The organism is Bradyrhizobium sp. CFUWI (genome assembly GCF_056429085.1).
In genome coordinates, this window is the sequence record NZ_JBWJZE010000003.1 from 269,830 (window position 1) to 295,691 (window position 25,862).

General features: G+C 64.3%; 17 protein-coding genes. 7 read left to right on the forward strand and 10 right to left on the reverse strand.

Translation table 11 applies throughout. The features are described from left to right. Window positions 1-79: 79 nt before the first annotated feature. On the reverse strand, window positions 80-8,653 hold the full coding sequence (locus tag AC066S_RS08575; protein WP_478269417.1) for a VCBS domain-containing protein: 8,574 nt from the start codon (window positions 8,651-8,653) through the stop codon (window positions 80-82). Window positions 8,654-9,310: 657 nt separating this feature from the next. Between AC066S_RS08575 and AC066S_RS08580 the strand changes: the two genes are divergently transcribed. Both AC066S_RS08580 and AC066S_RS08585 read left to right on the forward strand, forming a co-directional pair. Then, the gene (locus tag AC066S_RS08580) at window positions 9,311-10,042 is read left to right on the forward strand and encodes a transglutaminase-like cysteine peptidase (RefSeq protein WP_478269418.1); all 732 of its coding nucleotides are present in this window, start codon (window positions 9,311-9,313) and stop codon (window positions 10,040-10,042) included. A gap of 110 nt (window positions 10,043-10,152) precedes the next feature. After that, entirely contained in the window at window positions 10,153-11,277 is a 1,125-nt protein-coding gene (locus AC066S_RS08585) for a lysozyme inhibitor LprI family protein (protein WP_126259599.1), read from the forward strand. 154 nt (window positions 11,278-11,431) lie between these two features. Here AC066S_RS08585 and AC066S_RS08590 read toward each other — a convergent pair whose 3' ends face one another. From AC066S_RS08590 to AC066S_RS08615, 6 genes are all read right to left on the reverse strand, one after another. After that, on the reverse strand, window positions 11,432-12,631 hold the full coding sequence (locus tag AC066S_RS08590) for an ABC transporter substrate-binding protein (protein ID WP_126259598.1): 1,200 nt from the start codon (window positions 12,629-12,631) through the stop codon (window positions 11,432-11,434). An 81-nt stretch (window positions 12,632-12,712) separates the two neighbouring features. Then, the gene (locus AC066S_RS08595) at window positions 12,713-14,551 is read right to left on the reverse strand and encodes an AMP-dependent synthetase/ligase (RefSeq protein ID WP_478269419.1); all 1,839 of its coding nucleotides are present in this window, start codon (window positions 14,549-14,551) and stop codon (window positions 12,713-12,715) included. Window positions 14,552-14,646: 95 nt separating this feature from the next. Beyond that, entirely contained in the window at window positions 14,647-15,435 is a 789-nt protein-coding gene (locus AC066S_RS08600; RefSeq protein ID WP_126259596.1) for an ABC transporter ATP-binding protein, read from the reverse strand. A gap of 3 nt (window positions 15,436-15,438) precedes the next feature. Beyond that, entirely contained in the window at window positions 15,439-16,197 is a 759-nt protein-coding gene (locus tag AC066S_RS08605; protein WP_126259595.1) for an ABC transporter ATP-binding protein, read from the reverse strand. Then, on the reverse strand, window positions 16,194-17,345 hold the full coding sequence (locus AC066S_RS08610; RefSeq protein ID WP_135171326.1) for a branched-chain amino acid ABC transporter permease: 1,152 nt from the start codon (window positions 17,343-17,345) through the stop codon (window positions 16,194-16,196). Before AC066S_RS08610 ends, AC066S_RS08605 begins: the two co-directional genes overlap by 4 nt. A 5-nt stretch (window positions 17,346-17,350) precedes the next feature. Next, complete coding sequence (locus AC066S_RS08615) at window positions 17,351-18,226, reverse strand: branched-chain amino acid ABC transporter permease (protein WP_126259593.1); 876 nt, start codon at window positions 18,224-18,226, stop codon at window positions 17,351-17,353. A 275-nt stretch (window positions 18,227-18,501) separates the two neighbouring features. Between AC066S_RS08615 and AC066S_RS08620 the strand changes: the two genes are divergently transcribed. Next, window positions 18,502-19,251: an ABC transporter ATP-binding protein gene (locus AC066S_RS08620; protein ID WP_167767763.1), complete on the forward strand. Its 750-nt coding sequence runs from the start codon at window positions 18,502-18,504 to the stop codon at window positions 19,249-19,251. Next, window positions 19,248-20,774, forward strand: coding sequence for a permease (locus AC066S_RS08625; RefSeq protein WP_126259591.1), 1,527 nt, complete (start codon window positions 19,248-19,250; stop codon window positions 20,772-20,774). Before AC066S_RS08620 ends, AC066S_RS08625 begins: the two co-directional genes overlap by 4 nt. 20 nt (window positions 20,775-20,794) lie before the next feature. Here AC066S_RS08625 and AC066S_RS08630 read toward each other — a convergent pair whose 3' ends face one another. Beyond that, a complete protein-coding gene (locus AC066S_RS08630; protein WP_478269420.1) occupies window positions 20,795-21,895 on the reverse strand; it encodes an acyltransferase family protein in 1,101 nt (366 codons plus the stop codon). Between AC066S_RS08630 and AC066S_RS08635 the strand changes: the two genes are divergently transcribed. The 3 genes from AC066S_RS08635 to AC066S_RS08645 all read left to right on the forward strand — a co-directional run bounded on the left by AC066S_RS08635 (window position 21,860) and on the right by AC066S_RS08645 (window position 23,501). Further along, window positions 21,860-22,102, forward strand: coding sequence for a hypothetical protein (locus AC066S_RS08635; protein WP_478269421.1), 243 nt, complete (start codon window positions 21,860-21,862; stop codon window positions 22,100-22,102). The genes AC066S_RS08630 and AC066S_RS08635 overlap by 36 nt on opposite strands. After that, the gene (locus AC066S_RS08640; RefSeq protein ID WP_126259589.1) at window positions 22,102-22,914 is read left to right on the forward strand and encodes an MBL fold metallo-hydrolase; all 813 of its coding nucleotides are present in this window, start codon (window positions 22,102-22,104) and stop codon (window positions 22,912-22,914) included. Before AC066S_RS08635 ends, AC066S_RS08640 begins: the two co-directional genes overlap by 1 nt. Before the next feature lie 65 nt (window positions 22,915-22,979). Beyond that, window positions 22,980-23,501 (forward strand): hypothetical protein, encoded by a 522-nt coding sequence (locus AC066S_RS08645; protein WP_164718851.1) that lies wholly within the window; start codon window positions 22,980-22,982, stop codon window positions 23,499-23,501. 262 nt (window positions 23,502-23,763) lie between these two features. On the opposite strand, the gene AC066S_RS08650 is transcribed toward AC066S_RS08645, so the two are convergent. Next, window positions 23,764-24,213, reverse strand: coding sequence for a cupin domain-containing protein (locus AC066S_RS08650; protein ID WP_126259587.1), 450 nt, complete (start codon window positions 24,211-24,213; stop codon window positions 23,764-23,766). Window positions 24,214-24,516: 303 nt separating this feature from the next. Further along, on the reverse strand, window positions 24,517-25,764 hold the full coding sequence (locus tag AC066S_RS08655) for an aminopeptidase (protein WP_126259586.1): 1,248 nt from the start codon (window positions 25,762-25,764) through the stop codon (window positions 24,517-24,519). Between the last annotated feature and the right edge of the window lie 98 nt (window positions 25,765-25,862).

A 25,862-nucleotide genomic window follows, 5' to 3' on the forward strand; every position in this document is an offset into this window, starting at 1 on the left:
CGCTTCGGCAGCCAAGGATAGGGATTTTTTGCCGCGGTCGAGGCGCAAGGAAGAGCCGCGTCCCGGCAGGGGCGTCGCTCTAGCTCACATGAAGGATGAAATCGCTGGCGTGGAGATTGCCGACAACGACATTCTTCAGGAGAACCTTGTCATTGGCATCGAGCGTGAGCAGGGTATCGGCGCCCTGCTGCTCCGCGAGCGCGGACACTTGCGTCCACGACGTGATGTTGGTGAACTGCCGCAGGTCGATTTTGTCGAGCCCGGTCTCGAAATCGGTCACAGCGTGCTGGATCGGATCCAGCGACGACGTCGGCGCGAACACGAACTGGTCTTTCGCGCCGCCACCGGTCAAGGTGTCGCTCGACTCGGTCGCGAAAATGACGTCCTTGCCGCTGGTGCCTTCCAGAGTGATGCCCTGGCTGTCGGCGCCCTCGACGAAGATGAAGTTGACGGTGTCGTAATGGCCGGCCGAGTCGGCAACGGTCAGTGTGATCCGGTCGGTCGCGGGCGGCGTCGCGTCGGGATCGGCGCCGATCGGATCGTAGGCGATACCCGCGCCCTCCGCGAGCCCGGCGTTGATCTGCTCGAGCGTGCCGGCCGTCGGATAAACGCTGGCGAGGCTAACGTCCGGATTTGCGGTCGACAGCGTGACCGTGAACGTATCGGTCGCAGCACCGGGGTCGGTGTCGATGACGACGAGGTCGGTGATGATGTCGTTGCTGTTCTCGTTGATGTGCTCGACCTGGAAGCCGGAGGTATCGATGACAGGCCCGCCGCCGGCTTTAACGACCACATCCTCGGTTATCGTATAGGTGTCCGTCAGCGGCCCGCCAAGGCCGTTAGCGGAGTCGATGACGGTGACGCCGACGTGCAGGTTGAACTCGCCGTGGTACCCGACCGGGGCAGTCATCGTCAGTCCCGAGGTCGCCAGCGATGCGATTTCTGCCGCCCCGATCAGCCACTGGCCGGTATCAGCGCCGGTTCCAGCATGACCGACCGAGAAGGTCGCGCCAGCCGGATAGCCCGAGAGCTTGATCAGGAGCGTTTCGGACCCGTCGCTATCGACTGCCGCCGCAGTGATGGCCGGCAGCTGGATCGGACTGTCGGAGCCAAATCCGGGCAGCGCGAACACGCGCGCTTCGACGTCGTTGCCCCCGTCGCCCGGGGAGAACCAGGTCGAGACGATCTTGCCGTCCGAAGTCACGGCAGTCGGATTGGAGCGATCGGCCAGGAACAGCTGGTCGCCGTTCGTGGTCTCGTTGATGACGAACGACGAGCCGACCGAGTGCAACGATGCATCAAAGCGCTGACCCAGAAGTCCGAGGCTCCCGGGAGCGTCATGGCCCTGATAGGTGACGAGGAAGCCGCCGTCCGGCAGGGCTTGCAAGGTAGCGGTGGTCGCATCCGAGATGCTCACCTCGTTGCCGATTGGCGCACCGGTCGAACTGAAATGCCTCAGCACGAGCGTATTCGCGTCGGTGTACGACACGACGATCGACCCGTCCTTCAGGACGGCGAGTTCGCCGCCATATTGATCGCCTGCGGTGTTGGTGTTGACCTGCACCTCTCCGCCGAGCTTGTTACCTTGCGCATCGAACCGCTGGAAGTAGACGCCCCAGCTGCCCGATACCTCGTCCTGACCATAGGAATGCCAAGACGCCACGAAGCCGCCATCGGCGGTCCCGGCAACGGAATCACCCTGCTGCTGGCTGGCTGTCGTCGTGTTGATCAAGAAAGGTCCGGACGTCGGGACCCCGCTGGAATCGTAGACGATCCCGTAAGTGCCTGACGCGCTGGCGTCGGACGTGACGTAGGTGATGACGAAGCCGCCGTTCGACAGCGCGGCAAGCGTCGCGTTCTCGCCATATCCGGCGACGGAGACCTCGCCGCCTGCCGGCGAACCCGAAGAATCAAAGCGCTGCAGGTGGATGGTCGCTCCGTTGTCGCTGCCGGTGGTCCAGCTCACGACGAACCCTCCGCCCTCCAGCCCGACGACATACGGGCTCGACTGACTGCCCGCGGTCGCCGTGTTGACACGGAACTCGCCCCCGATCTTTGCGCCGGAGCTGGCATAGTGCTGAGCGTAGATGCCGGCGCCGTCGCCGTCCTGCCCCTGCGACACCCAAGCGATAACGTAGCCGCCGTCCGAGAGCGCGCCGATCGCGCTGTAAGTCTGGTCGTTCGCGGTCGTGGTGTTGACCAGGAACTCTCCCGCATCCGCGATCGGCGTATGGTCGATGTTGAACGCCGGCGCATCGGCCACGGGGGTCACTTCCGTGCTCAGCGTCGCCGCCGCTGAGACGCTGGAGCCGATCGAGGGCGACGTGATATCGATCAGGACGGGCGTCGTGACATTGCCGCCATAGGTATCATCCAGGGCATGCACGTCGAGGCTACCCGGCGCGCCGCTGAAATTCGCGGCCGGCACGAAGCGGACCAGCGTGTCGGTGGCAAGCAGGAGCGCGCTGCTGTCGCTGACACCCGCGATATCTATCCACTGATTGCTACCGGCAACATGGTACTGCCAGACGCCTTCCGCGGCGGTTGCATGGGAGGCAGTGACGGCGACGGCCTTGAAGCTCGCGCCCGCATCGGCATCGTGGAATCCGGCGGCAAAGAGCGCCCCGACGCTGGACCCGGCGGGAGCAGTGGCATCTTCGCTGACCGCGCCGAGCGTCGCGCCATTCAGCGTCGGCGCGTCGTTCTTGCCGGTGATCGTCACCGTGACATCGGCCGTGGTGCACTGGCCTTGATGGTCGTCGAGGGTGATGGTCGAGACCACCGTTGCGGTCTGCCCCTCGCCAAGGAAATCCAGCGCGCTGTCGACGATCGAATAGCTCCAGTCGACCGCGCCGTTGTTCTTGCCGGTCCCGAGGATCGCCAAGGCCTGCTCGAGTGCGGCGGCCTGACCAGACGTCAAGGTCAGTTCCGTGCTGTGATCGGCAGCCAGCCATGTCGTGGCCTGGTGCGTGATCGTCGCCGTCGGACGGTCGGTCAGGTCGATGTCCTTGAAGTGAACCGTACCGCTCCCGCCCGAAACCGGGTCGAGCGTCGTGGAGCCCGTGGTATTTTCCAGCTCGGAGAAGGCCAAGGTCGGAGACGCTTCGGTCGCGGTGAACGTCGGCGCATCGTCGTTCGCGTGGATCGTAATCAGCGTGCCGCCATGACCATCGCTGCTTCCGGCAAAGTGAAAATCGCTGTAATCGGCGCCGGTCAGGTTCAGGCTGATCTGGTGGCCGTCGGAGTCGGAGACCGTGAGCACGCCGCCGGTCGAGGGGTCGGAATTGGCGACATAAACCGCGCTGGTGCCGAGCCCGTAATTGATGGTTGACAGGTCGATCGTATCGTTCGCGGACAGCCCTGCGATCGAACCGCCAAAGGTCGCGGTATCGATCTGAAGGCCCGCGCCGTCATCCTCGAGCGTGATCGTCTGCGCCACCGTGCCTTCGAGCTTCAGGAGCGCGCCGGCGTCGACGGTGACCGATCCCGTGCCGGACAGCGAGCCGAACAGGGTCAGGGTCCCGCCATTGACCTCGATGTTGCCAGTATTGGTAATCGTGCCCGAGATCGACGCCGTGCCCCAGCTGTCGATATCGCCATCATTCTCGATGCTCAGCCCGGTCCCGGAGATCGACGCGCCGTTGAGCAGATCGATATCGCCGTGGTTGATGATCGACGACGCGTTGCCGAAGACGCTGGTCCCGGCGACCGTCCAGGTGCCGCCCGCGTTGTTGTTGAACGTGGCGCGCGCGACCGAGATGTTACCGTTGATGTCGCCGGTGTTGTTGATCTCGACGGCGCCGCCGGTCTCGACGATGGCGTAGGTCGCCGACGTGACGCTGGAAGCGACGGCGGGACCGATCGTGCCGGAATTGTCGATCGTCGCCGTCCCGGTCGCGTTCTCCTGGATGAAGATCGCGGTGTGGCCGGTCGGAGCTGCGATCGATCCGGTATTGGTGATGTGTGTCGAGCCGGTCGCACCGGCCGCGTTCTGCGTGACGCTGATGCCGGCCAGATTCGTGCTGGTGATGCTGCCATCGTTGACGATGGTGATATCGCCGGCGCCGTTCGCGACGGCGGCGAGGCCGACCGAACCAATGGCGGAGCCCTGGTTGGTGACGCTGACGTCGCCGCCGCCATTGTTGAACGCGCCGATGGCAATGCCCGCGGCCGTGATGGACGACAGCGCGCCGGTCGTGACCGTGACGTCCCCGGCGCCCCAGGTGAACGCCTCGATGCCGTAACCTGCGCCGGCTGTGATCGTCGCATCGCTGGCGACGATGACGTCGCCGTTGACTGCGCTCGAGAAAGTGCCGGTGCCGCCCGGCTTGTAGCCGGCGATGATCCCGCCCGGCGTCGTGCCGTCGTTGTTCAGTGTCGCGCCGGAATGGATCGCGCCGTGCGCCTCGACCGAAATCGTGCTGCCCAGGCCGGCCGCGATCGCGACGGCGTAGTTGACCGCGACGATGCCCGAGCTGCCCGAGGTAATATTGTCGCCATCCGCAAGGGTGACCGTGATGTCACCGGCATCGAGGCTGTAGGCCCTTATGCCGTAGCTCGTCGCGCCCGAGATCGTGACATCCTCGCCGAGCGTGACCGTCACGTCGCCCGTGCCGCCGCTCAAGGCCGCGGCGTTGATGCCGATGCTCTGGGCGCCCGAGACCGATATCGCCGTCCCGGCGAAGCTGTTCACCGTGACGTCGCCATTTCCGTAATTGAAGGCGTTGATGCCGTGGCCCACCGCGGTGATGGCGGCGTGATTGTTGACGATCACGGTGGCATTGACACTCGTGTTCGCACTGGTGCCGGTCGTGGCACCGGTGTAGCCAGCCTCGATGCCGGCCGGCGCATTGCCGGCCAGGTTCAGGCTGCTGCCGGAATTGATCGTGCCATAGGCGTTGACCGTGATCGTGCTCAGGTCGGCCGCGTCGAGCGAGTTCGCACGATTGACGGCAACGATGCCGGAACTGCCCGAGGTGATGGCGCTGCCCACCTCTGTCGTGACGGTCTGGTTCCCGCTGCCATAGCTGCGCGAGCGGATGCCATAGATCGAGCTGCCCGTGATCGCGCCGCCGGCATCGATGGTGATGTCGCCGTCGCCCTGCGTGAGCGCGTCGATACCGTATGCGCCACCCACGGCGCCGCCGAGCTGGGTGATCGAGATGTCACCAGCATTGGCGGCGTTGATATTCTCGACGAGGACGCCGACCGAATTCGCGCCGGTGCCGGTCGCCTTGCCGGTGAGATCGTTGACCGTGATATCGCCGGAGCCGGTCGCACTATCGCTCAGCCAGATGCCGTGGCCGGCGAGGCCGGTGATGTCGCCTGTCGCGGTCAGCGTAATGTCGCCGACGCCGTTCTGGGTCACGTCGATGCCGTTGATCGCGCCCGTGAGCGTGCCGGTTGGCGTCAGCACGACGCCGGCCTGCGCCGCCTGCGATACCGTAAAGTCGAGCGCATCGCCCGTCGACGTTGTGATGTCGGCGTTGCCGGTGATCGTGAATATGCCGTCGGCCGAGAGCTCGCCCGAGATGGTGCCGGTGAAGCTCTGGCCGGCGACCTTGTCGAGCTGCAGCGTGCCGGTGCCGCCGGCGAACGTGACATTCTGCGCGTCGGCACCGCCGAGCTCGAGCTTCGCGCCATTCTCGATGATCAGCGTACCGGCGCCGATGATGCCGCCGGCGAGGTTGAGCGTGCCGGCCTGGACTTTGATGGTGCCGCCGGTGTTGGTGACACCAGCCGTGATCGTGTTGGAGCCCGAGACGCTGTAGAGATTGCCGGCATTGCTCAGGCTGCCGCCGTTGATCGAGACGCCGGTCAGATAGAGCTTTGAGGCGTTGTCGACCGAAATCGTCCCGCCGGTATTGGCGATGATGGCGGCCGTCAGCTTCAGCGTGCCGCCGGTCACCGCCTCGATCAGGCCTTGATTGGTGATGGCGTGGATCGTAGCCGGGTCGATCGTCAGCGTGCCGCTGGTGACGGACAGCATGCCGGTGCTGGCGATCGTGATCTCGGCATCATCGATGGCGCTGATGCCGGTCGATTCCAGCGTGCCGAGAATGGCGACGGTGCCGCCGTCGATCGTCGCACCGTCGACGACCAGCGTCGCACCGGCATCGGTCTGGATGGTGCCGCCGCTATTGGTGACATCGCTCTTCAGCACCAGCGTTCCGCCGGACAGGTCGATCAGGCCGGAATTGGCGATGGCGGTGAGCGTATCGATCGTGCCGCCTGCTTCCAGGGTGAGCGTGCCCTCATTCGTGATCGTGCTGGTGTTGGTGACGACCACGCCGGATGTCCGGGTGATGGTTTCGACGTCGATCGCCCCGCCGACGGTGACGTGGCCTCCGAGCGAGTTGGTGAACTTCGCGTCGGCATTCAGGGTGAGCTTGCCGCCGATGGTCAGCGTGCTCTCGTTGATCACCTCCGGCACCTTGTGGCCCGGCGTGGTGTCGTAGTCGTCGAGAGTCAACGACTTGGCGAAGGCCGCCACGTCGATCGTCACCGGATAGGACGGGGTCAGGCCGTGGAGCTGATCGGTGATGACGATGACGTCGTCCTCGTCGGTCGGGACCGTGCCGGTGGCCCAGTTGCCCGCGTCCTTCCAGAACCCGCCGGAGGGAACGCCGGGCTTGTCGGTCGCGATCCACACCACGGCAGGCGCATCGGTGCCCGTGATCGTGACGGTGATGGTTTGCTGCGAGGCCGCGCCTTGCGAGTCCGTGAGCGTCACGGTGTAGACCAGCGTCAGCACCGCGCCTTGGGGGATGAAATCGGCCAAATAGACCGGCAGATCAGCCAGCGACCAGTTGATGGTGCCGGTGCCGTCCCCGGTGCTGTCTGCGCCGGCCGCGATCGCGACGGACATCGCGCTCTGGAACGCCGCAAGCGGACCCGGCGGCACGCTGCCATCAGGCAGAGTCGCACTGGTCAGCGCCACCGACACGGTATGCTTGTCGGTGAGATCGACGTCGTTGAAATTCAGCGTACCCGACGTCGGCACATCGCTGGTGAGCGGGCCACCCGGCACGCTGGTGCCGCCCTCGAAGGTGATGACCGGGACATCGGTGGTGATCGCCGGCTTGTCGTTGGTCCCCGTGATCGTGATCGTGATCGGGATGAACTTCGACTCGGGGTTCACAGCGAAATTGGTGTCGACGCGGACCATGTAGGTCAGGGTCACCGTTTCGCCGGCAGCGAGGAAGTCGAAGACGTGGTCCGGGAGCGTGTAGGTCCAGATCGCCGAGCCGTTGTTGTTGTTGCCGGGGTCGGGGACGACGCTGATCTGGATCTGCGTCGCTGCGATGGCGTGCTTCTGCAGATCGGTCAGCGAACCGGTGACGTCGTGCTGGCCGGCGTCCTTGTAGACATAGTTCGGCGCTTCGGCGAGGCTGATGCTCACCGTCGGCTTGTCGCCGAGGTTTTGATCCACGAATCTGATCAGGCCGGTAATCGTATCGGCATGCGTGTCGCCGGTCGCGCCGGCACGCTCGGTCAACGCGAACGCCGTCTTCACAATGCCGCTGGCGTCAAAGCTCTGCGCGATCGGCTGGCCGGGAATACGCACGACGGGCGGCGTGGGCGTGCTGGGCCCTTCCGATCCCTGCGGAGTGAGGTTGACGAAGGTCGCGACCGCGGTGGGGCCTGAACTCGACTTGAACACCACGTCCAGGCTCATCGGCGTGAGCGTGTCGGTGAAGTTCGTGGTCAGCTTGGTGTTGGTGTTGTTGTCGGTGAACTTCAGCGTGAACACGTCGGTGATCAGCTTCTGCACGTCCGGCGACATCAGCGCATTTGAGATCGAGACGTTGCCGCCGCTGATCTGGATCATCTGGCCGGCCTGGTTGACCGTCGCGATCGGCAGCAGCGTGACTTTGTCGAACAGGATGTAGGAGCCCGTCGTGCCGTTCGGCTCGACCAGCACCTGGAAGCTCGCCTGCGGCTGCGGATCGCCGCCGCCGGCGGGAACGACGAAATTGATCTGGGTGAGCACCGCGGTGCCGCGGATGCCCATGGTGGCGACCGGGGTGTCGATCTTCATGTCGCCGTGCTTGGCGGTCTCGCCGGCGACGAAGGTGATGGTGCCGGCGACGAGGCTCAGCAACGAGGAATTGCTCGACCCGTTGGGGTCGTAGACCATTTCGTTCAGCACCATCCGCGCGTTCGAGGACAGGCCGAACACGGTGCCGTCGATGAAGGTTATGCCGAGGGTCGAGTCGGCGCCGGTCGAAACCACGTCGCCCTTCTCGACGTTGTCGCCGTTGTTCAGGATGACCGAGACGCCGTTGCGGATCGCGGTCGCGCTGCCCACGAGCTTGGTGACGTGCCCGATGACCTGGGCCGCGGCAGCGCCGGGCGCGGCTTGCGCAACCTGGACATGGCCGGTAAGCGCGCTGACGATTTCACCGGTGAGGTGGGCGCCATCGGGCGAGGCGAGCGCGGCGCGCTTGTCGCCCCGGAAATAATCGTGAACGACGAACTCGTGCCCCTCATGGGACAAGACGAGATCGAGGCCTGTGCGCTTGAACTCGCCGTTGAAGATCAGGTTGGGGTCGGGAACGACGAACGCGCCCTCGGGCACGTGACCATGTGCCTTCGCCGTAAAGGAATCGACATGGGCATTGCCGGGCGAGCGGGAACCCTGGCCGTCCAAGGAAATCGCGCCGTCAAATTGGCCAGCGTAATTCAACCGGGCACCGTAAAAGGGTTAAAATTTAAGTAAGTATCAATTGCCTAAGCTTGCATAGCATTAGCAAGTCCTTAGCGATACCATCTATTGCTTGTGTGATTTCGCATCACTTGGGCTTCAGAAGCCCCCGCGGGTCGGCCCACGCGAGAGAAGCCGAAGTAATCCATCAAATATTCCGAAGTCGAATTCGGCCTTTTTGCGCTCATTTCAAGTCATCCAAAGTAATCTGCTGTATAATTGCGGAGCAGATACTTGCGTCATCTTTCCTTCGCGAAGTCCCGCCACATCCTGCGGCAAATACGGGGTTAAATCTGTGATCTAACTAACAGAACCCCATGAAATTGGGGGGTGTTAGCCATGACGCGCGGATTCGGCCTTCCTACAACCTGCACCTGCAATTGCCCTCCGTTTGGCGGCAGCCGGGTACCCTCTAGCTAGCGAATCGTAAAATTTTACGCAATTCGCGCAGGTCTATTTCAGCCTGTTGCCCGGTTTTGCCACCCCAGCCGGGCGCGTTAAGCAGAACAAAACAGCCCGTCTCGCACTATCTCCCCGAAAGCAACAAAGCCCGGCACGTCGAGGTCGAGGGGGACCCGGCGAAGCCAGGCAAGGGGATGTCAGATGGAGACCGCTGCTCGCTCGCGCGCCTGGCGCGCAATCCTTGTCCTGTGCGGATTGATCCTGTTCGGATCGGCCGCCGAGCTTCGCGCCGGCTCGCTGCTGTCGCCGGGAGCCGGCCTTCTCGTGCGCAAATCCGCCGAGCCGTTCGGCGTGTTCGCCTTCGCCATTTCGTCCGGCAGCCTGCGGCAAAAATGGCTCGCGCTGAGGGACAGGCTGGACGACGACATGGTGCAGCTTGCGCTGTGCGACGGCGACCGGGACAATTGCGCATCGCCTGCGGCCCTGAAGCTGCTCGCCATCGTCGACCAGGCCCGCACTCGCGACGGCCGCGCACGGCTCGGCGAGACCAACCGCGCCGTCAACCTCGCCATCCGGGCCGCCAATGACGGCATCGACGACGTCTGGAGCTCGCCGCTTGCGACCTTCGCGAACGGCGCCGGCGATTGCGAGGACTACGCCATCGCCAAGCTGGCCGCGCTGCGGCTGGCAGGCATTGCCGCCGAAGACCTTCGCATCGTCGTGGTGCGCGACGTCAGGGCCGGTGAAGATCATGCGGTCGCCGCGGCAAAGCTCGACGGCCACTGGCTGATGCTCGACAACCGCCGCATGGCGATGCTCGAGGACGACGCTGCGCGGAGCTACCAGCCGCTGTTCGCACTCTACCAGTCGGGCGTGCTGAAATATGTCGACGACCCCGTGCGATTCTCGATGGTCGCTGCCGAGGCACGTTGATCGGTTCGGCAGCCTCATAGCTGCGCATCACTGCGACTTCCCCACAAGGCCATTCCACCGCGCCATGCGGAACGCTAGCATGGCCGGGGCCACGCTGGGGGACGACGAGAATGCGCATCACCGTGCTGTCTGTGCTTGCGCTACTGGCATTGCCGGCCGTCCCGGCCTTCGCGCAATCCGCGCCATCCGACCGCTCCATCGCCGATCGGCTGCCGCTATTCGCCAAGAACAACTGCCAGCAGATTCGCGACCCCGGCAACCAATTGTTCTGCGGTGATGCCACGCTTGCGGCGGCTGCCGAGAAGCTGAGCGCGGCGATCGAGGCGCGGCTCGCCCGCCTGCCCGATCGCCTGCCTGCGATCGAGGAGAATGCGATCTGGGTCCGCCAGCGCAATCTCAGCTGCGGCATCGTCGGGCAGAGCCCCGTCCGCGCCGACGATCTCGATCGGGTGAAGGCGTGCCTGCTCAAGGTGACCGAGGAGCGCGCCGCGATCGTGCGCGATCCCGACTTCGACTGCCTGGCGGCCAACACCGCAGCGGGCGCGCTGATCTGTGCGGACCCAGCGCTGGCGCTGGCGGAAACGGAGCTCAATGCCCAGGTGCTCGGCCTGATCGGCAAGCTGGACCCGACCGCGGCGCGCTTTGCCTTCGCCGAATATGGCAGGTGGAGCCGCGAGCGCGACCGCAAATGCAATCTGGTCGGCAAGGAGAACGTGCCGCTTCAGGAGCTTGAATCCGCCGAGGACTGTCTTGCCGATTATTTGAGGCGCAAGACCGAGGAAATCCGCGCGGCGAAGGCAGACCCCAGGAAGGTGTTCGGCCGGCAGGTCGCGGCCCGCCTCCCCGACACCGACGCGATCGACTTCTGCGCGGCGCGGATCCATGCGGCCAATTCCTGCGGCAGCTTCCTGCGCATCAACCGCGTCTACGCACTCGACAGCCAGGTGACCGAGCAGGAGGCGCAGGTCACGGGCGAGATCGAGATGGCCGTGCTGGCGCCCTTCACCATGTGCAGCAAGGTCGCGACCACCTGCACCGGCACCTGCTGGGACGCAAGGACGGGCCGTCCGCAGGCAGGCGCCGCCAACAACGAGCGCCAGGCGGGATCCTTCAACGTGACGCGCCGCCTGCGCATCCAGCGGACCTTTGCTTTCGTGAAAGCCGCCGACGGCTGGCGGTGCCGGGAGGATGAGCTGGCGCCGGTGAATTCAGGAACGGCGGGCGGGGGATCGTAGCTTGCTCTCCCCGCTCTTCGCGGGGAGAGGGTTGGGGTGATGGGCTGTCTCTGCGATCACGGTGAGTGTTGGACTCGCGGAGAGTCCCTCTCACCCGCATCGCATCTCCAATGCGATGCGGCCTCTCCCCGCACGCGGGGAGAAGCAAGAAGCATCAGAACATCAGATTGTCCTTCACCAGCACCCAGCGGCCGCCCTTGACCTGCTGCACCTGGGTGATGGTGTTGGCGAGGTGGTCGGTCTTGGAGAACTTGGTCGGCGGCGAGTTGAAGATGTCGAGGAATTTCTCACCCGATTCCAGTGCATCAAGCATCTTCTGGCCCGTGAGATCCTTGCCCGCCTTCTGCGCGTAGAAGGCGAAGGTCATCATCGCATTGTAGCCGATGATCGCCTGCGTGTTGGCGTCGGTGCCGAACATCTTCTTGTAGTTGACGAGCCAGTCTTTCACCTTGCCCTTGGCGGTGTCCTCATAAGGGATCTCGAAGCCGCTGGCGGCGTAGAGACCCTCGACGGCTTCCTTGCCCAATGCAGGAACCTCCATCACGTTGGTGGGGGTGGCACCGAGGAAGGTGACGTCCCAGCCGAGCTTCTTGGCCTCGGACATTGCCCCGATGGTCTCGCGGAGCACGGTACCGAGCACGACGAGGTCGCAGCCGTCGGACTTCATCTTGGCGATCTGCGCGCTGAAATCGGAGGCGCCGCGCTTGTAGCTCGTGATCGAAGCCGGCTGCGCCTTCATGGCGGTGAGCTGCTGATTGAAGCCGTCGAGCACGTTCTTACCGTACTCGTCGTCCTGATGCATGATGCAGGCCTTCTTGAAGCCCTTCCATTCCATCATGTATTTCAGCGCGGCTCGGGTGCTCTCGACGTAGGGCAGCAGATTGTTGAACTTCAGTCGCTCCTGCGGCTTGGCCGGATCGAACTTGAAGGTGAACTCGGCCGCCGTGAGCGGGAACAGCTGCAGCACGCCGGCGTCGAACAGGATGTCCTGCGCGGCGAGCACGGTGGGCGACCCCATCGGTCCCACCATCGCGAAGATCTTGTCGCGCTCGATCAGCTTTTGCGAAGCCAGCACGGCCTTTTTCGGGTCATAGCCGCTGTCCTCGACGACCAGCCGGATCTTGCGGCCGTTGATCCCGCCGGACGCATTGATCTCCTCGGCGGCCATCTTCATGCCGTTTGCGACCGGGACGCCCCAGCCCTTGATCGGACCCGACAGGTCCTGGTGGGTACCGATGACGATCTCGGTTGCCGAGATGCCCTCGTTGGTGACCTTGGTCTGCGCCGCGGCCGGCAGACAGGTGAGCACCACGGCACTCACAGCAAGGCCGAACGCGCTGAACGATTTCGACATTGACGTCTCCTCTCCTAAAGGCCCGTATTACGCGAAGGGCGGGGGCCATCGCTCCTTCGCTTTCTCAGATAGTCCGGCGCCTCATGCCACGGCGCGCTGGCGATACATCGCTTCGATCTCGGCGGCATAGCGCTTGTTCACGAAGCCGCGCTTCAGCTTCATGGTCGGCGTCAGCTCCTCGTCCTCGGGCGTGAGCTGGCGCTCGATCAGGTAGAACCTCTTGATGGTCTCGACGCGGGCAAAATTGCCGTTGACCTGCTCGATCTCGCGCCAGATCAGGTCCTGAATCTCCACTGCCCGGCACAGGCTGGCATAATTGGTGAAGGGAATGTCGTGGTCCTGGGCGAACTTCTCGACATTCTCCTGGTCGATCATCACGAGGCAAGTGAGATACGGCCGCTTGTCGCCGATCACGACCGCATCGGAGATGTAGGGCGAGAATTTGAGCTGGTTCTCGATCTCGGACGGCGTGATGTTCTTGCCGCCGGAGGTGATGATGATGTCCTTCATCCGGTCGGTGATCCGGACGAAGCCTTCATTGTCGATGGTGCCGACGTCGCCGGTATGCAGCCAGCCGCGTGAATCGATGGTCTCGGCGGTCTTCTCCGGCTGGTTCAAATAACCCATGAACAGGAAGTCGCCCTTGATCAGGATCTCGCCCTCGGGCGACAGCGCGACCTCGCCCCAGGGCACCGCGGTGCCGACCGAGCCGAGCTTGACCCGCTCCGCCGGCATCATGGTGGCGACGCCGCAATTCTCGGTCTGGCCGTAGACCTCGTGCATGTCGATGCCGAGCGCGAGATACCAGCGGATCAGCTCCGGCGCGATCGGCGCTGCGCCGGTGAAGGCGATGCGGCAGCGGTCGAGCCCGATCATGCGTCGGATGTTGCGGAATGCGACCCGGTAGGCGATGCGGTTTGCGAGCCGCAGCGACAGCGGCGGCGGCTTGCCCTCGAGCCGGTACTCGACCATGCGGTAGCCGAGGCCGATGGCGCGGCGATAGACCCATTGCTGCAGCGGCGTCGCATCCTTCAGCGCGATGGTGATGGCGGAGTAGAATTTCTCCCAGATGCGCGGCACCGCGAGGAAAACGGTCGGCTGCACCTCGCGCAGATTGTCCGGCACCGTCTCCGGGCTCTCCGCGAAATTCATCACCGAGCCCAGCGCGACCGAGATGTAATAGCCGCCGATGCGCTCGGCGACGTGGCAGAGCGGCAGGAAGATCAGCCTGTCCTCGTCGTCCCGCGCCGGGATGAAGTCGTTGGCGTGGCGCATCTGGTGCGTGACGCTGCGGTTGGCGTGCATCGCGCCCTTGGGCGGGCCGGTCGTGCCGGACGTGTAAACGAGGATGGCGAGGTCGCCGACGCTGCGGCTGTCGATCATCTCCTGCCACAGCGCCTCGCGCCCGACCATGTGATTGCGGCCGAGCGCGCGAAATTCGTCGAGCGACATCACCATGTCGTCGGAGAAGCCGCTGAGACCCTCCATGTCGAACACGATGATCTTCTGCAGGGACGGACAGCGGGCACGGCAGGCGAGAATCTTGTCAAGCTGCTCCTCGTCCTCGGCGAAGATGACTTTCGTCCCGGAATCGTTGACGAGGTATTCGACCTGGGACGATGCGTCGGTCGGATAGATGCCCGAGGAGACGCCGCCGGCGCACAGGATGCCCATGTCGACATAAACCCACTCCGGGACGGCGTTGGCGATGATGGAGGCGACGTCACCGGGCCTGAAGCCGGACGCGTGAAGCGCGTAGGCAATGTCCTTGGATATCTCCAGCCATTCGCGCCAGCTCGTCGGCTGCCAGATTCCGAACTTCTTCTCGCGGATAGCCGGCCGATCGCCCCGCGTCTCCGCAGCGCGCAAAAAGCTCCTTGCGATCGTATCAGCGACCGTCAGCACCGCCGGTCGGGCCATGCGCGTCTCCTCCTTGTCGCTCTCCCCTCCGCGGCCTGCCTTGCCGGCGGTCTTTGCTTGCGGATGGGCAATCCCATCTTACTGCCAGCTCTTCCTCACCGCCACGTCTTCTTCTTCTTCCAGCGCCGCTCGCCGCGGGCGCCGGCTTCCTTGGCGCCAAGGTAGAACTCCTGGATGTCCTGGGAATGCATCAAGCGGTCGCAGCTGTCGTTCATCACGATGCGGCCGATCTCCAGCACGTAGCCGTAATGCGCCGTCTCCAGCGCCACCTTGGCGTTCTGCTCGACCAGCAGGATCGACATGCCCTGCTCCTCGTTGACGCGCCGGATGATGGTGAAGATCTCCTTCACCAGCAGCGGGGACAGGCCGAGCGAGGGCTCGTCGAGCAAGAGCAGCGTCGGCCGGTTCATCAGGGCGCGTCCGATCGCGAGCATCTGCTGCTCGCCGCCGGAGAGCTGGCCGGCCGGCTGGTTGATGCGCTCCTTCAGGCGCGGGAAATAGCCGTAGACGCGCTCCAGGTCCTCCGCCACGCCGTCACGGTCCTTGCGCGGATAGGCGCCCATCATCAGGTTCTCGCGCACCGACAGGAATGGGAACACCTCCCGCCCCTCCGGCACATGGCTGAGGCCGAGCCGCACGATCCGGTCGGCCTCCATGCGCTGGATCGGCTTGCCCAGGAATTCGATCGAGCCCTTCTGCGGATCGAGAATGCCCGAGATCGTCTTCAGTACAGTGGTCTTGCCGGCGCCGTTCGCCCCCAATAGCGTGACGATGCGACCGCGCGGAACCTCCAGCGAAATGCCGCGGATCGCCATGATCGGCCCGTAATAGCTCTCGATGTTGGAGAGCTTCAGGATGATATCGGGTGTCACCGCAGCATCCATGCGTCAGGCTCCCAGATACGCGGCGACGACGTCGGGGTGCTGCTGCACTTCGGCGGGCGAGCCCATCGCCAGCACCCTGCCGTAGTTCAGCGCGATGACCCGGTCGGAGACGCGATTGACCAGCGACATGTCGTGCTCGACCATCAGCACGGTGATGCCGAGCTCGCTTTTCATGTCGCGGATCCAGAACGACATGTCGTCGGTCTCCTCGACGTTGAGACCGGAGGACGGCTCGTCGAGCAGGATCAGCTTCGGCTCCGAGCACAGGGCGCGCGCCAGCTCGATCACCTTGCGCACGCCGTAAGGCAGGCCGGAGATCAGCTTGTCGCGATAGGGTTCGAGATCGAGGAATTCGATGACCTGCTCGACCCTGCGGCGGTGAACCTTCTCGTTGGCCCGCACGCTCGGCAGGAACAGCAGCTCCTGCCAGAGCTGCGTGGTCGAGTGCCGATGGCGGCCGACCAGAAGGTTGGAGAGCACGGTCGCATTCTCGAACAGCTCGATGTTCTGGAAGGTGCGCGCGATGCCGAGCTTGGCGATGTCGTAGGGCGCCTCTTCCGTGATGTCCTGGTCCTCGAAGAAGATCCGGCCCGAGGTCGGCCGGTAGATCCGCGAGATCAGGTTGAAGATCGAGCTCTTGCCGGCGCCGTTCGGCCCGATGATCGACAGGATCTCGCCCTTCTCGAGCGCGAAGGATACCGCATCGACGGCCTTGAGGCCCCCGAAATGCAGCGACAGGTTCTCGGCGCGGAAATAGCTCATCGATTCCGCTCCGACTTCACGTAGATCTTCTGCCGCTTGAAGGTGGCGCGCTTGTAGAGCGGGAACAGCTGGAAGAAGAGCTTGATCTTCAGCCAGCGGCCGTAGAGGCCGAGCGGCTCGAACAACACGAACAGCACGATGATGATGCCGTAGATCGCGCCTTTCAGGCCGTTGAGCGAGGCGAAGGCCGCGACCTTCGATTGGATATCTCCCGCGGTGGCCGGGCCGGCGCCGAATGCCGCCGCGATCCCGGCGATCATGCCGGGCATGTCGTCCTTGAGGTAAGTCAGGAACGGATCGATCATCACGATGAAGATCGCGCCCAGCACCGCGCCGTGCAGGCTGAAGGTGCCGCCGATCAGGATCACGATGATGAACTCGATCGAGAGCTGCAGCGTGAACATTTCCGGCGAGATGAAGGAGAGCTTGTGCGCGAACAGCACGCCGGCAAAGCCGGTGATCGCCGCCGAGATCGCAAAGGACTTCACCTTGTAGAGCGCGACATTGACGCCCATGCTGCGCGCCGCGGTCTCGCTGTCGCGGATCGCGACGAAGGCGCGGCCGGTCGGCGAGCGCAGCAGGTTGAGCGTGCCGACGATGGTCAGCACCAGCACGGCAAGGCAGAGGTAATAGAAGGTCGGGCTGTCGCGCGGCACCGCGACGCCGAGCAGCGACAGCGTCTTGACCCGCATGCCCTCGTTGCCGTGGGTGACGCTTTCCCAGCGCGCCAGGATCTCCTCGACGATCAGGGCAAAGGAGATGGTGGCGATGACGAGGTAGATGCCGGTCAGGCGCAGGGCGGGAAACCCGACCATCGCGCCGATGATGCCGGTCAGGAGCCCGGCGGCGAGGAAGTAGACCGGGAACGGTACGTTGTATGTCTGCAAATAAGCGGCCGTGTAGGCCCCGATGGCGAGGAACGCGGCGTGGCCGAGCGAGGCCTGGCCGGTGAAGCCAGTCAGGATCAGAAGCGCGACGCCGACGATCGCGTAGATGCAGACGAAGACCAGCTGGCTCATCAGATAGCTGGAGAGCACATGGGGCGCGATCAGCAGCAGCGCGAGCAGGACGCCGTACGAGACCCAATAGCCCGAATGCGGGAACAGCTTGATGTCGTCCTCGTAGTCGGTCTTGAACAGGAAGCGCATGGCGTTCAGACCTTCTTGCGGACGTGGTGGCCGAACAGGCCTTCGGGCTTCAGGAGCAGCACCGCGAGCAGCACGACATAGGGCGCGACGTCCTTCCAGCCTTCGGGCAGGTAGAAGCCGGCCATGCTCTCGATCACGCCGATCAGGACGCCGCCGACCACGGCGCCCGGGATCGAGCCGAAGCCGCCGAGCACCGCGGCCGGAAACGCCTTGAGGCCGAGCACGAGGCCGACATTGGAATGGATGAAGGTGATCGGCGCCAGCAGCACGCCGGCGCAGGTCGCGACCGCCGCGCTGATCGCCCAGACGATCGACACCACGCGCTTGACCGGAATGCCCATGTAGTAGGCCGCGAGCATGTTCTCGGAGCTGGCACGCATCGCGGTGCCGAGCGTGGTCTTGTTGAAGAACAGCCACAGCAGCGTGCACAGGATCATCGTCGCCGCGATCACCGACAGCTTGTCGTAGGCGAGCACCAGCGAGCCGATCCGCAGCACGCCCTGGCTGAACGGGGTCTCGATCTTCAGATCATCGGTGCCCCAGATCATGCCGGCGATCGAGCGCAGGAAATAGCCGAGGCCGATGGTCACCATGATGATGGAGAATTGCGGATAGCCGAGGATCGGCCGCACCACCACGCGCTCCGTCAGCATGCCGAACAGCGCCATCGCGGCCACCGCACCGGCAAAGCCGATCCAGTAGTTCAGGCCCATCATGCCGATGAAGGTGAAGGCGAAGAAACCGCCGATCATCATCAGATCGCCCTGGGCGAAATTGACGACCTCGGTGGCCTTGTAGACGAGCACGAAGCCGAGCGCGATCAGGCCGTAGACGCAGCCGAGCGCAACACCGCTGACCAGCTGCTGAACGAAATCCAGCATTGACGCGCGTCCTCCCGATGCAACCGGCGGCTCTTCCCGGCCGCCGTGCCGCATCTTGTGTCCAGTCGCTAGGCAGTCGTTTCGCTGCGCTAGCGCCATTTGTCCGGAACCAATTCAGCCTGAACCGCCAAGCGCTGTCAACAAACGGTGACTTGTACGGGTGACTTGCCTCTAGTCCAATCCGGATGACGGAATTTGCTGCGGCGCGATTCACCGCGCCGAAACATCTTCGGATCATGGTCGGAAGCGATGCAAAACCGGATGGTATGGCCGTCATGAAGCCGGACAGCTCGGCGCTCGAAGTCCTGGGGTTAACGAAGCGTTTTGACCGTCTGGCGGTCGACAGCCTCGATCTCACCGTCCACGCCGGCGAATTCTATGCGCTGGTCGGCCCCAACGGCGCCGGCAAGACCACGACTTTGCGCATGGTGGCGGGCCTGCTGCGCCCCGATGCCGGCCGCGTCTCGATCTTCGGCATCGATGCGCTCCAAGACCCTGTGGCCGCCAAGCAGGTGATGGCGTGGGTCTCCGACGAGCCGATGATCTACGACAAGCTGACCCCGCTCGAATATCTCGAATTCGTCGCCGGCCTCTGGGGCATCGCGCCGTCGGTGTCCGAGCCGGTCGCCCAGGACCTGCTCTCCTCGCTCGGCCTCGCGCCGCACCGGCACGAGCGCTGCGAGGGGTTCTCCAAGGGCATGCGTCAGAAGGTGGCGCTGGCTGGTGCGCTGGTGCACGATCCCCGCCTCATCATCCTCGACGAGCCGCTGACAGGGCTCGATGCGGTCTCGGCCCGCCATGTGAAAGGCCTGCTCGGCGAGCGTGTCCGCGCCGGCTGCACCGTCATCATGACCACGCATATTCTCGAGGTGGCCGAGCGCATGGCCGACCGCATCGGCGTGATCGCCTCGGGCCGCCTCGTCGCCGAAGGCACGCTGACCGAATTGCGCCAGCAGAACGGCGATGCCGATACCAGCCTGGAGGATCTCTTCATCGCGCTGGTGACGCTGCCGGAAGCCGCATGAGCTCGGCGACCGCGCTCTCCTGGTTCGCCCGCCACGAGCTCCGGCTCGCCTGGCGCGAATGGTTCGCCATGATGACCGGCGGACGACGCAAGCGGACGCGCGCCGCAATCATCGGCCTCGTCTGCTTCGCCGCGCTGCTGCACCTGCCGGCCTGGGCGGTGATCGGCCGTTTCGCCGAGCTGCAACTGCCGCTCGACAAGTCCTCGCTGATCGTGATCTCGGCGACGATCTTTCTCGCCTGGACCTTGATGCTGTCGCAGGCGATCGAATCGGTGACGCGGGTGTTCTACGCCCGCGCCGATCTCGATCTGATCATGTCCTCGCCGGCGCGGCTAGCCAATCTGTTCTCGGTCCGCATCGCCGCGATCGCGCTGACCGTCACGATGATGGCGCTGCTGTTCTCGACGCCCTTCATCGACGTGCTCGTGATCGGCGGCGGTGCGCGCTGGCTCACTGCGTTCGGGGTCGTCGTCGCCCTGGGCCTGTCGGGCGCGGCGATCGCGATCGCCGTCACCATCCTGTTGTTTCGCCTGATCGGCCCGGCGCGGACGCGCCTGATTGCCCAGATCCTCGCCGCGATCATCGGCGCCGGCTTCGTGATCGCGCTCCAGGTCGCCGCGATCATGTCCTACGGCACGCTGTCGCGCTTCACCCTTTTGACCTCCGGCACATTGGCCGCCTACGCCCCCGACGTCGACAGCATCTGGTGGTGGCCGGCGCGGGCGGTGATGGGCGACAACGAGGCCCTGCTGCTGCTCCTGGGGCTCGCTTTGGTGCTGCTCGGAAGCGTCATGGCGGTCTTCTCGCACCGCTTTGCCGACACGGCGATCGATGCCGCGGCCTACGGCACCTCTGGCATGAGGCGCGCGAAGGAGCGGCCGTTCCGCATCGGCTCGCGGCAACAGGCGCTGCGGCGCAAGGAATTCTCGCTGCTCTGGCGCGATCCCTGGCTGATCTCGCAGACGCTGATGCAGCTGCTCTATCTGGTGCCGCCGGCGCTGCTGCTCTGGCGCAATTTTGCCGACAGCTCGGCGGCGCTGACGCTGATCACGCCTGTCATCGTGATGGCGGCCGGACAGCTCGCCGGCGGACTTGCCTGGCTGACTATCTCGGGCGAGGACGCTCCCGACCTGGTCGCGACTGCGCCATTGACGCCAGCCAGCCTCATCCGCGCCAAGATCGAGGTGGTGCTGATCGCGGTCGCCGTCATCTTCTGCCCGTTGGTCGCGGCACTCGCTTTCGCTTCGCCGTATCAGGCCGCGATCAGTGCCGGCGCGGTCATCGTCAGTGCGGCCTCCGCGACGGCGATCCAGCTCTGGTTCCGGGTGCAGGCCCGGCGCAGCCAATTCCGGCGCCGCCAGACCTCGTCGCGGCTGGCGACCATTGCCGAAGCCTTCTCCTCGATCGGCTGGGCCGCGACCGCAGCGCTGCTGCTCGCGCTCCCCGTTGCGGGCCTCATCAGCGGCCTGATCACCGCGAGCCTCGTTGCGGTCACCTGGAAGTTCAGCCCAAGGCGGGAGTGAGGCTGATCGAGCCGCAAACGTCAGGTGTCGAAAGCCGGCTGTGCGCGGCGTACCGTGGCGACCTTCCGCCGATCAACCAGGCGCCTGACCCAGTTGCGCCCGGGCTCCTCGACAAGACGATACGTTGCAACCGACAGCAGGACGGTCAGCAGCAGCATCGCTATTTGCAGCAGATCGCCAAGCCACAGCGATCCATCGATGGAGACCACCTTCGTCGGCTCATGGCCCGAGCTCAACGCGGAGGAGACGAACAGGTTGGTATGCCCCAGCCGCTCGACGACCATGAGGATCGCCCGCACCACGGCCCTGACGAGCGGATGCAGCATGTAGATCGAATAGGTCAGCGTCCCGACCACGAGCATGAACGGCATCGTCAGCCGGCGACTGACCGCCCCAGCTTCGCGGGCGAACACCAGAACGACCAGCGTGAACACCACCGGCGAGCCCACCTGCAAAGCGGCGCTGCGCCCGGCCGCCGAAACATAGCCGATGACGAGCAGAAGGCTCGCCGTCTCCAGCAACGTCTCGCCGAACGGCGTCAGGCCTGCGCGCAACACCGTGAATCGCTCTCGTAGATCGAAGGAGAGAACGCCAAGCGCGAAGCCATACAGACAGCGCACCAGACCGTAATCGTAAGTCGCGTTCATGCCGTCCGGGCTTATCGTGGCGAGGACGATCGGCCCGGCGATGATCGGGAGCAGCCAGGGCCAGATCGTCGGCCCGATCCTGCTGACGACCGCGGCGAAGATCACATAGGCGGCGAACTCGGCGCTGATGCTCCAGCTCGCGAAATTCAGCCAGTTCTGCGGATTGACGCCGAGTCCCTGCAAGAGGAGCAGGTTGGTGACGATGGCCTGCAGCAGGTTCGGGCCGATGCCGTCCTTCGCAGCGTCGACGGGAATGAACAGCAGCAACGTCACAAGATGCAGCGGATAGATCCGCCCAAGCCTCAGGAGGAGAAAGCGGCCGATGCCGAAGCCCTCGGCAAGGCGTGAACGGTAATTCGACGCGATGACGAAGCCGCTCAATACGAAGAAGAAATCGACGAACAGATAGGCATGTCTGGTGAGCGGCAGGAAGGACAGATGGCTGATCACGTCGAAGTGGAACAGCGCAACCATGCAAGCGCAAATGCCGCGCCAACTGTCGAGCGCGCGATATCGCTCGATATTTGCGGCCGCGTCCATCGGGTAATGGGTAGGCAAGACCCGACACCGGAACAAGCGGAGGATGACTCTATGCTTAATGTGGCACGCGACGGCATGACGCCGCAACAATTCGAAGATACACTGACCGGATCGTCGACTGAATGGCGGATGGACCAGTGATGTCTCGACTATTGCTGACGGCCTTCGGTTTCCTCGGCTGGCTGCTGGCCCCAGCCCTTGCCCAGCAGCCGCAGCGCAGCGAGTGCCTGGCGATGGCGAACGCGGCGCCCCGTGCGATGCCGGTCGCATTCCGGCAGGTGGCGGCCGCGGCCGAGGTCGAGATCACCTATGCCGGCCATTCCACCTATTACGTCGACACGCCCGGCGGCTTGCGCATCGCGACCGATTACAGCGGCGCCTATCAGGTGGGACGGCTGCCCGACGTCGCCACCATGAACCGCGCCCATAGCACCCACTACACTCTTTTTCCCGACAGGCGAATTCCCCACGTGCTGCATGGCTGGAGCGAGGACGGCAAGCCGGCAATCGTGTCGCAACGCATCGGCGATGCCTTCATCCGAAATGTCACGACCGACATCCGCCGTTATTTCGGCGACGATGCCGGCACCGACATGATCCGCGACGGCAATTCGATCTTCATCTTCGAGGCCGCGGGCCTCTGCATCGGCCATCTCGGCCACCTCCATCACAAGCTCGACGACAGCCATTTCGCCCAGATCGGGCGGCTCGATATCGTGATGGTGCCGATCGACGGCACCTACACCATGTCGCTGGAGGGCATCTCCGAAATCACCAAGCGGTTGCGCGCCTCGGTGGTGCTGCCGATGCACCGCTTCGCCACCCCGCTCGACGACTTCATGCGCCGGATCGGCCAGCAGTTCGAGATCGACCGGCGCTCCGAGCGGACCTTCCGGATGTCGCGCGATGCGCTGCCGTCGAAGCCGACGGTGATCATCCTCGACGGGGTCTGAGCCGCAATTTTCTCCAAGCCGGCCGCCGGCCGGTCGTGTTGATCTGCCGGCAACAGGAGAGCAACATGACCGACTTTGCCAGACTTTTGCACGCGGACGGACCGAACCCCGAGCATGCGGCGGCGCTTCAACTCTATGGCCGCTTCGTCGGCGACTGGGATGCCGAGATCACCGCCCATGGATCCGATGGCACGAAGCACGTAGCGCCCGGCGAGATTCATTTCGGCTGGGTGCTGGAAGGCCGAGCCGTCCAGGACGTCTGGATGATACCCCGGCCCGCGGGCGCGCCGGCCTTTCCAATCGCCGGCAATTGGTACGGCACGACGCTTCGCGTTTACGATCCGACCATCGATGCGTGGCGGATCTCCTGGTTCGATCCGGGTCGCAGCGTCTTCCGCCAGCAGATCGGCCGTCCCCGCGGCGAGGACATCGTGCAGGAAGGCACGACCGAAGCCGGCGAGCTGACGCGGTGGAGCTTCACGGAGATCACCGGGGACTCCTTCCATTGGCTCGGCGAGGCGAGGCCGGCCGCCGCGGCCGATTGGCGGCTGATCGTCGACGTCAGGGCCAGGCGACACAAGGGCTGACAAAGGCGCCGCTGTGCCGGCGGTGAAGGTTCTCGCAAACCGCAACAGATATCTACTAACTCGAGCTGCCGTCATAACGAGAAGACGGGCCGGGATGTTGATTCCCGAACCCGTCTTCGTCGTAGCCGCTGGGAAGCGTCCTTGAAAGTTGTTGTGAGCTTCTAAAGCGCGATGCGATTAGGCTGAATCGTCATCGCGCTTTAGGTTGTTGTTTAAGCATGATCTTTTCGGAAAACCGCTGCGCACTTTTCCGGATCATGCTCTAGCCTGCGCCCATCAGCGAGGCGGGGCGGCGCTCGCCGGTCGAGGTGAAGATCTTCTTGAGCTTGTTCACGACCCGGATCAGGAAGCCGATCATCACGGGATTGGTCTTGCGGCAGAAGGCGATCTTCTTGACGTGGCCTTCGACGTGCCATTTGGCATGCGCGCCATCGCGGAAGAAAATGACGTCACCGGGGCCGTAACGCTTCGGCGGCATGCCCTCGCTTTCGAGCACGATCGATCCTTCCATGATCATGATCGTCTCGTCGATGTCGTAGTACCAGTTGAAGCGCCCTTCGGTGCAGTACCAGATGATGGTCTGGGCGGTGCCGTCGGCGCTGGTCGACAGGACGCGCGAGCGCGACACCGGGTTGCCTTCGATGATCCAGGACGGCTCGATCGGCCGCAGCTCGAGGTCCACGTTGCAACTACCGACTTCAATCAATGCCATTTGCTTCCTCGGGAAATGATATTTGCGGCCGATCCGGCCGGGAGTGTTTCGAAAGATGCTCGGACGCTAGTAGCCCGTTTTTAATTCTTTCTTACATCCATTTCGGGAATCAGCCGGAAGCGACAAGAGCAAACGGTTAACGTCGCAATTCCCGTGCAAATCCGCGCACATGACCCAGTCCTTTTCCGGGGTGCGACAAAATGCGCGAAGGCACCAGAACCCACATACCTTTCCGCACGCAAGGAACGAGCGCACGGAAAATCTGTCGCCGCACCAATCCCTCCTGGAAGAGAGGTAGGCAGACTACTTCGCCCACTCGCCCTTGCGGAACACCGGCACCTTGCTGCCGTCGGGCAAGATGCCGTCGATATCGGTCTCGGCGGAGCCGATCATCCAGTCGATATGGATCAGGCTCTGGTTGCCGCCTTGCGCCGCGATCTGCTGCGGGGTGAGCTGCGCGCCGTTGACGAAGCATTTCGAATAGCACTGGCCGAGCGCGATGTGAGACGCAGCGTTCTCGTCGAACAGCGTGTTGTAGAACAACAGCCCGCTCTGCGAGATCGGCGAGGAATGCGGCACCAGCGCCACTTCGCCGAGGCGGCGGGCGCCCTCGTCGGTGTCGAGCACCTTGTTCAGCACCTCCGCTCCGCGCGAGGCCTTTGCGTCCACGATCTTGCCGTCCTCGAAGCGCACCGCGATGTTGTCGATCAGCGTGCCCTGATAGGACAGCGGTTTCGAGCTCACGACATGGCCGTAGACGCGGCGGCAATGCGGCGTGGTGAACACCTCTTCGGTCGGGATATTGGCGTTGCAGCTGATGCCGTTCTTGGAGAGCGAGGCACCACCCTCCCATTCGTGGCCGTCGGCCAGGCCGATGGTGAGGTCGGTGCCCGGCCCCGAATATTGCAGCGCGCGAAAGCGCTGGCCGTTGAGCCAGTTGGTCCGCTCGCGCAGCACCGCATTGTGGCTGGCCCAATTGCCCATCGCATCCTCGCGATCGACGCGGGACGCGGCGAAAATCGCATCCGCGAGCTTGCCGACCGCGACGTCCTCGGGATCGTTGGGGAAGACCTGCTTGGCCCAGGACGGGCTTGGATAGGCGATGATATTCCAGTTGGTGTCGAAATTGACGATCTTCTCCAGCGCGGGCTGATAGGCCATCGAATTCGCCTTGCTCGCGCGTGCCACCTTGGACGGATCCTCGCCCGACAGCAGCATCGGGTTGTCGCCGACGATGGCGAGCCGCGCGGTGTTCTCCGAGAACGCCTTGGCCATGCCCTCATAGAGCCAGCCGGCGGCGCGATCGAAACTGCTGTCATGGCCATGGCGGTAGCGCGCCAGCGTCATCTCCTCGTCCGACAGGATCGGCGTCACGAGGCCGGCGCCGGCCTTGTAGGCATGCACGGCGATGCGCCTGACCAGCGGTAGCGCGATCGCGGGCGCCGTCAGAAGCAGATCCTGTCCTGGCCGCAAGCCCAGGCCCACCTTCACCGCCACCTCGGCCAGCCGGTCGAGCTTCGCGGGATCAATGGAATTGCGGTGATCAGTCATGCCGGGCCCTCTGCCGAAAGTCTCTGGTTCAATCTAAGCCTAGCACCGCAAGGCGCAAGTGCGCGAGCACCTTGCGACACGGAGAAGATACGCAGTTT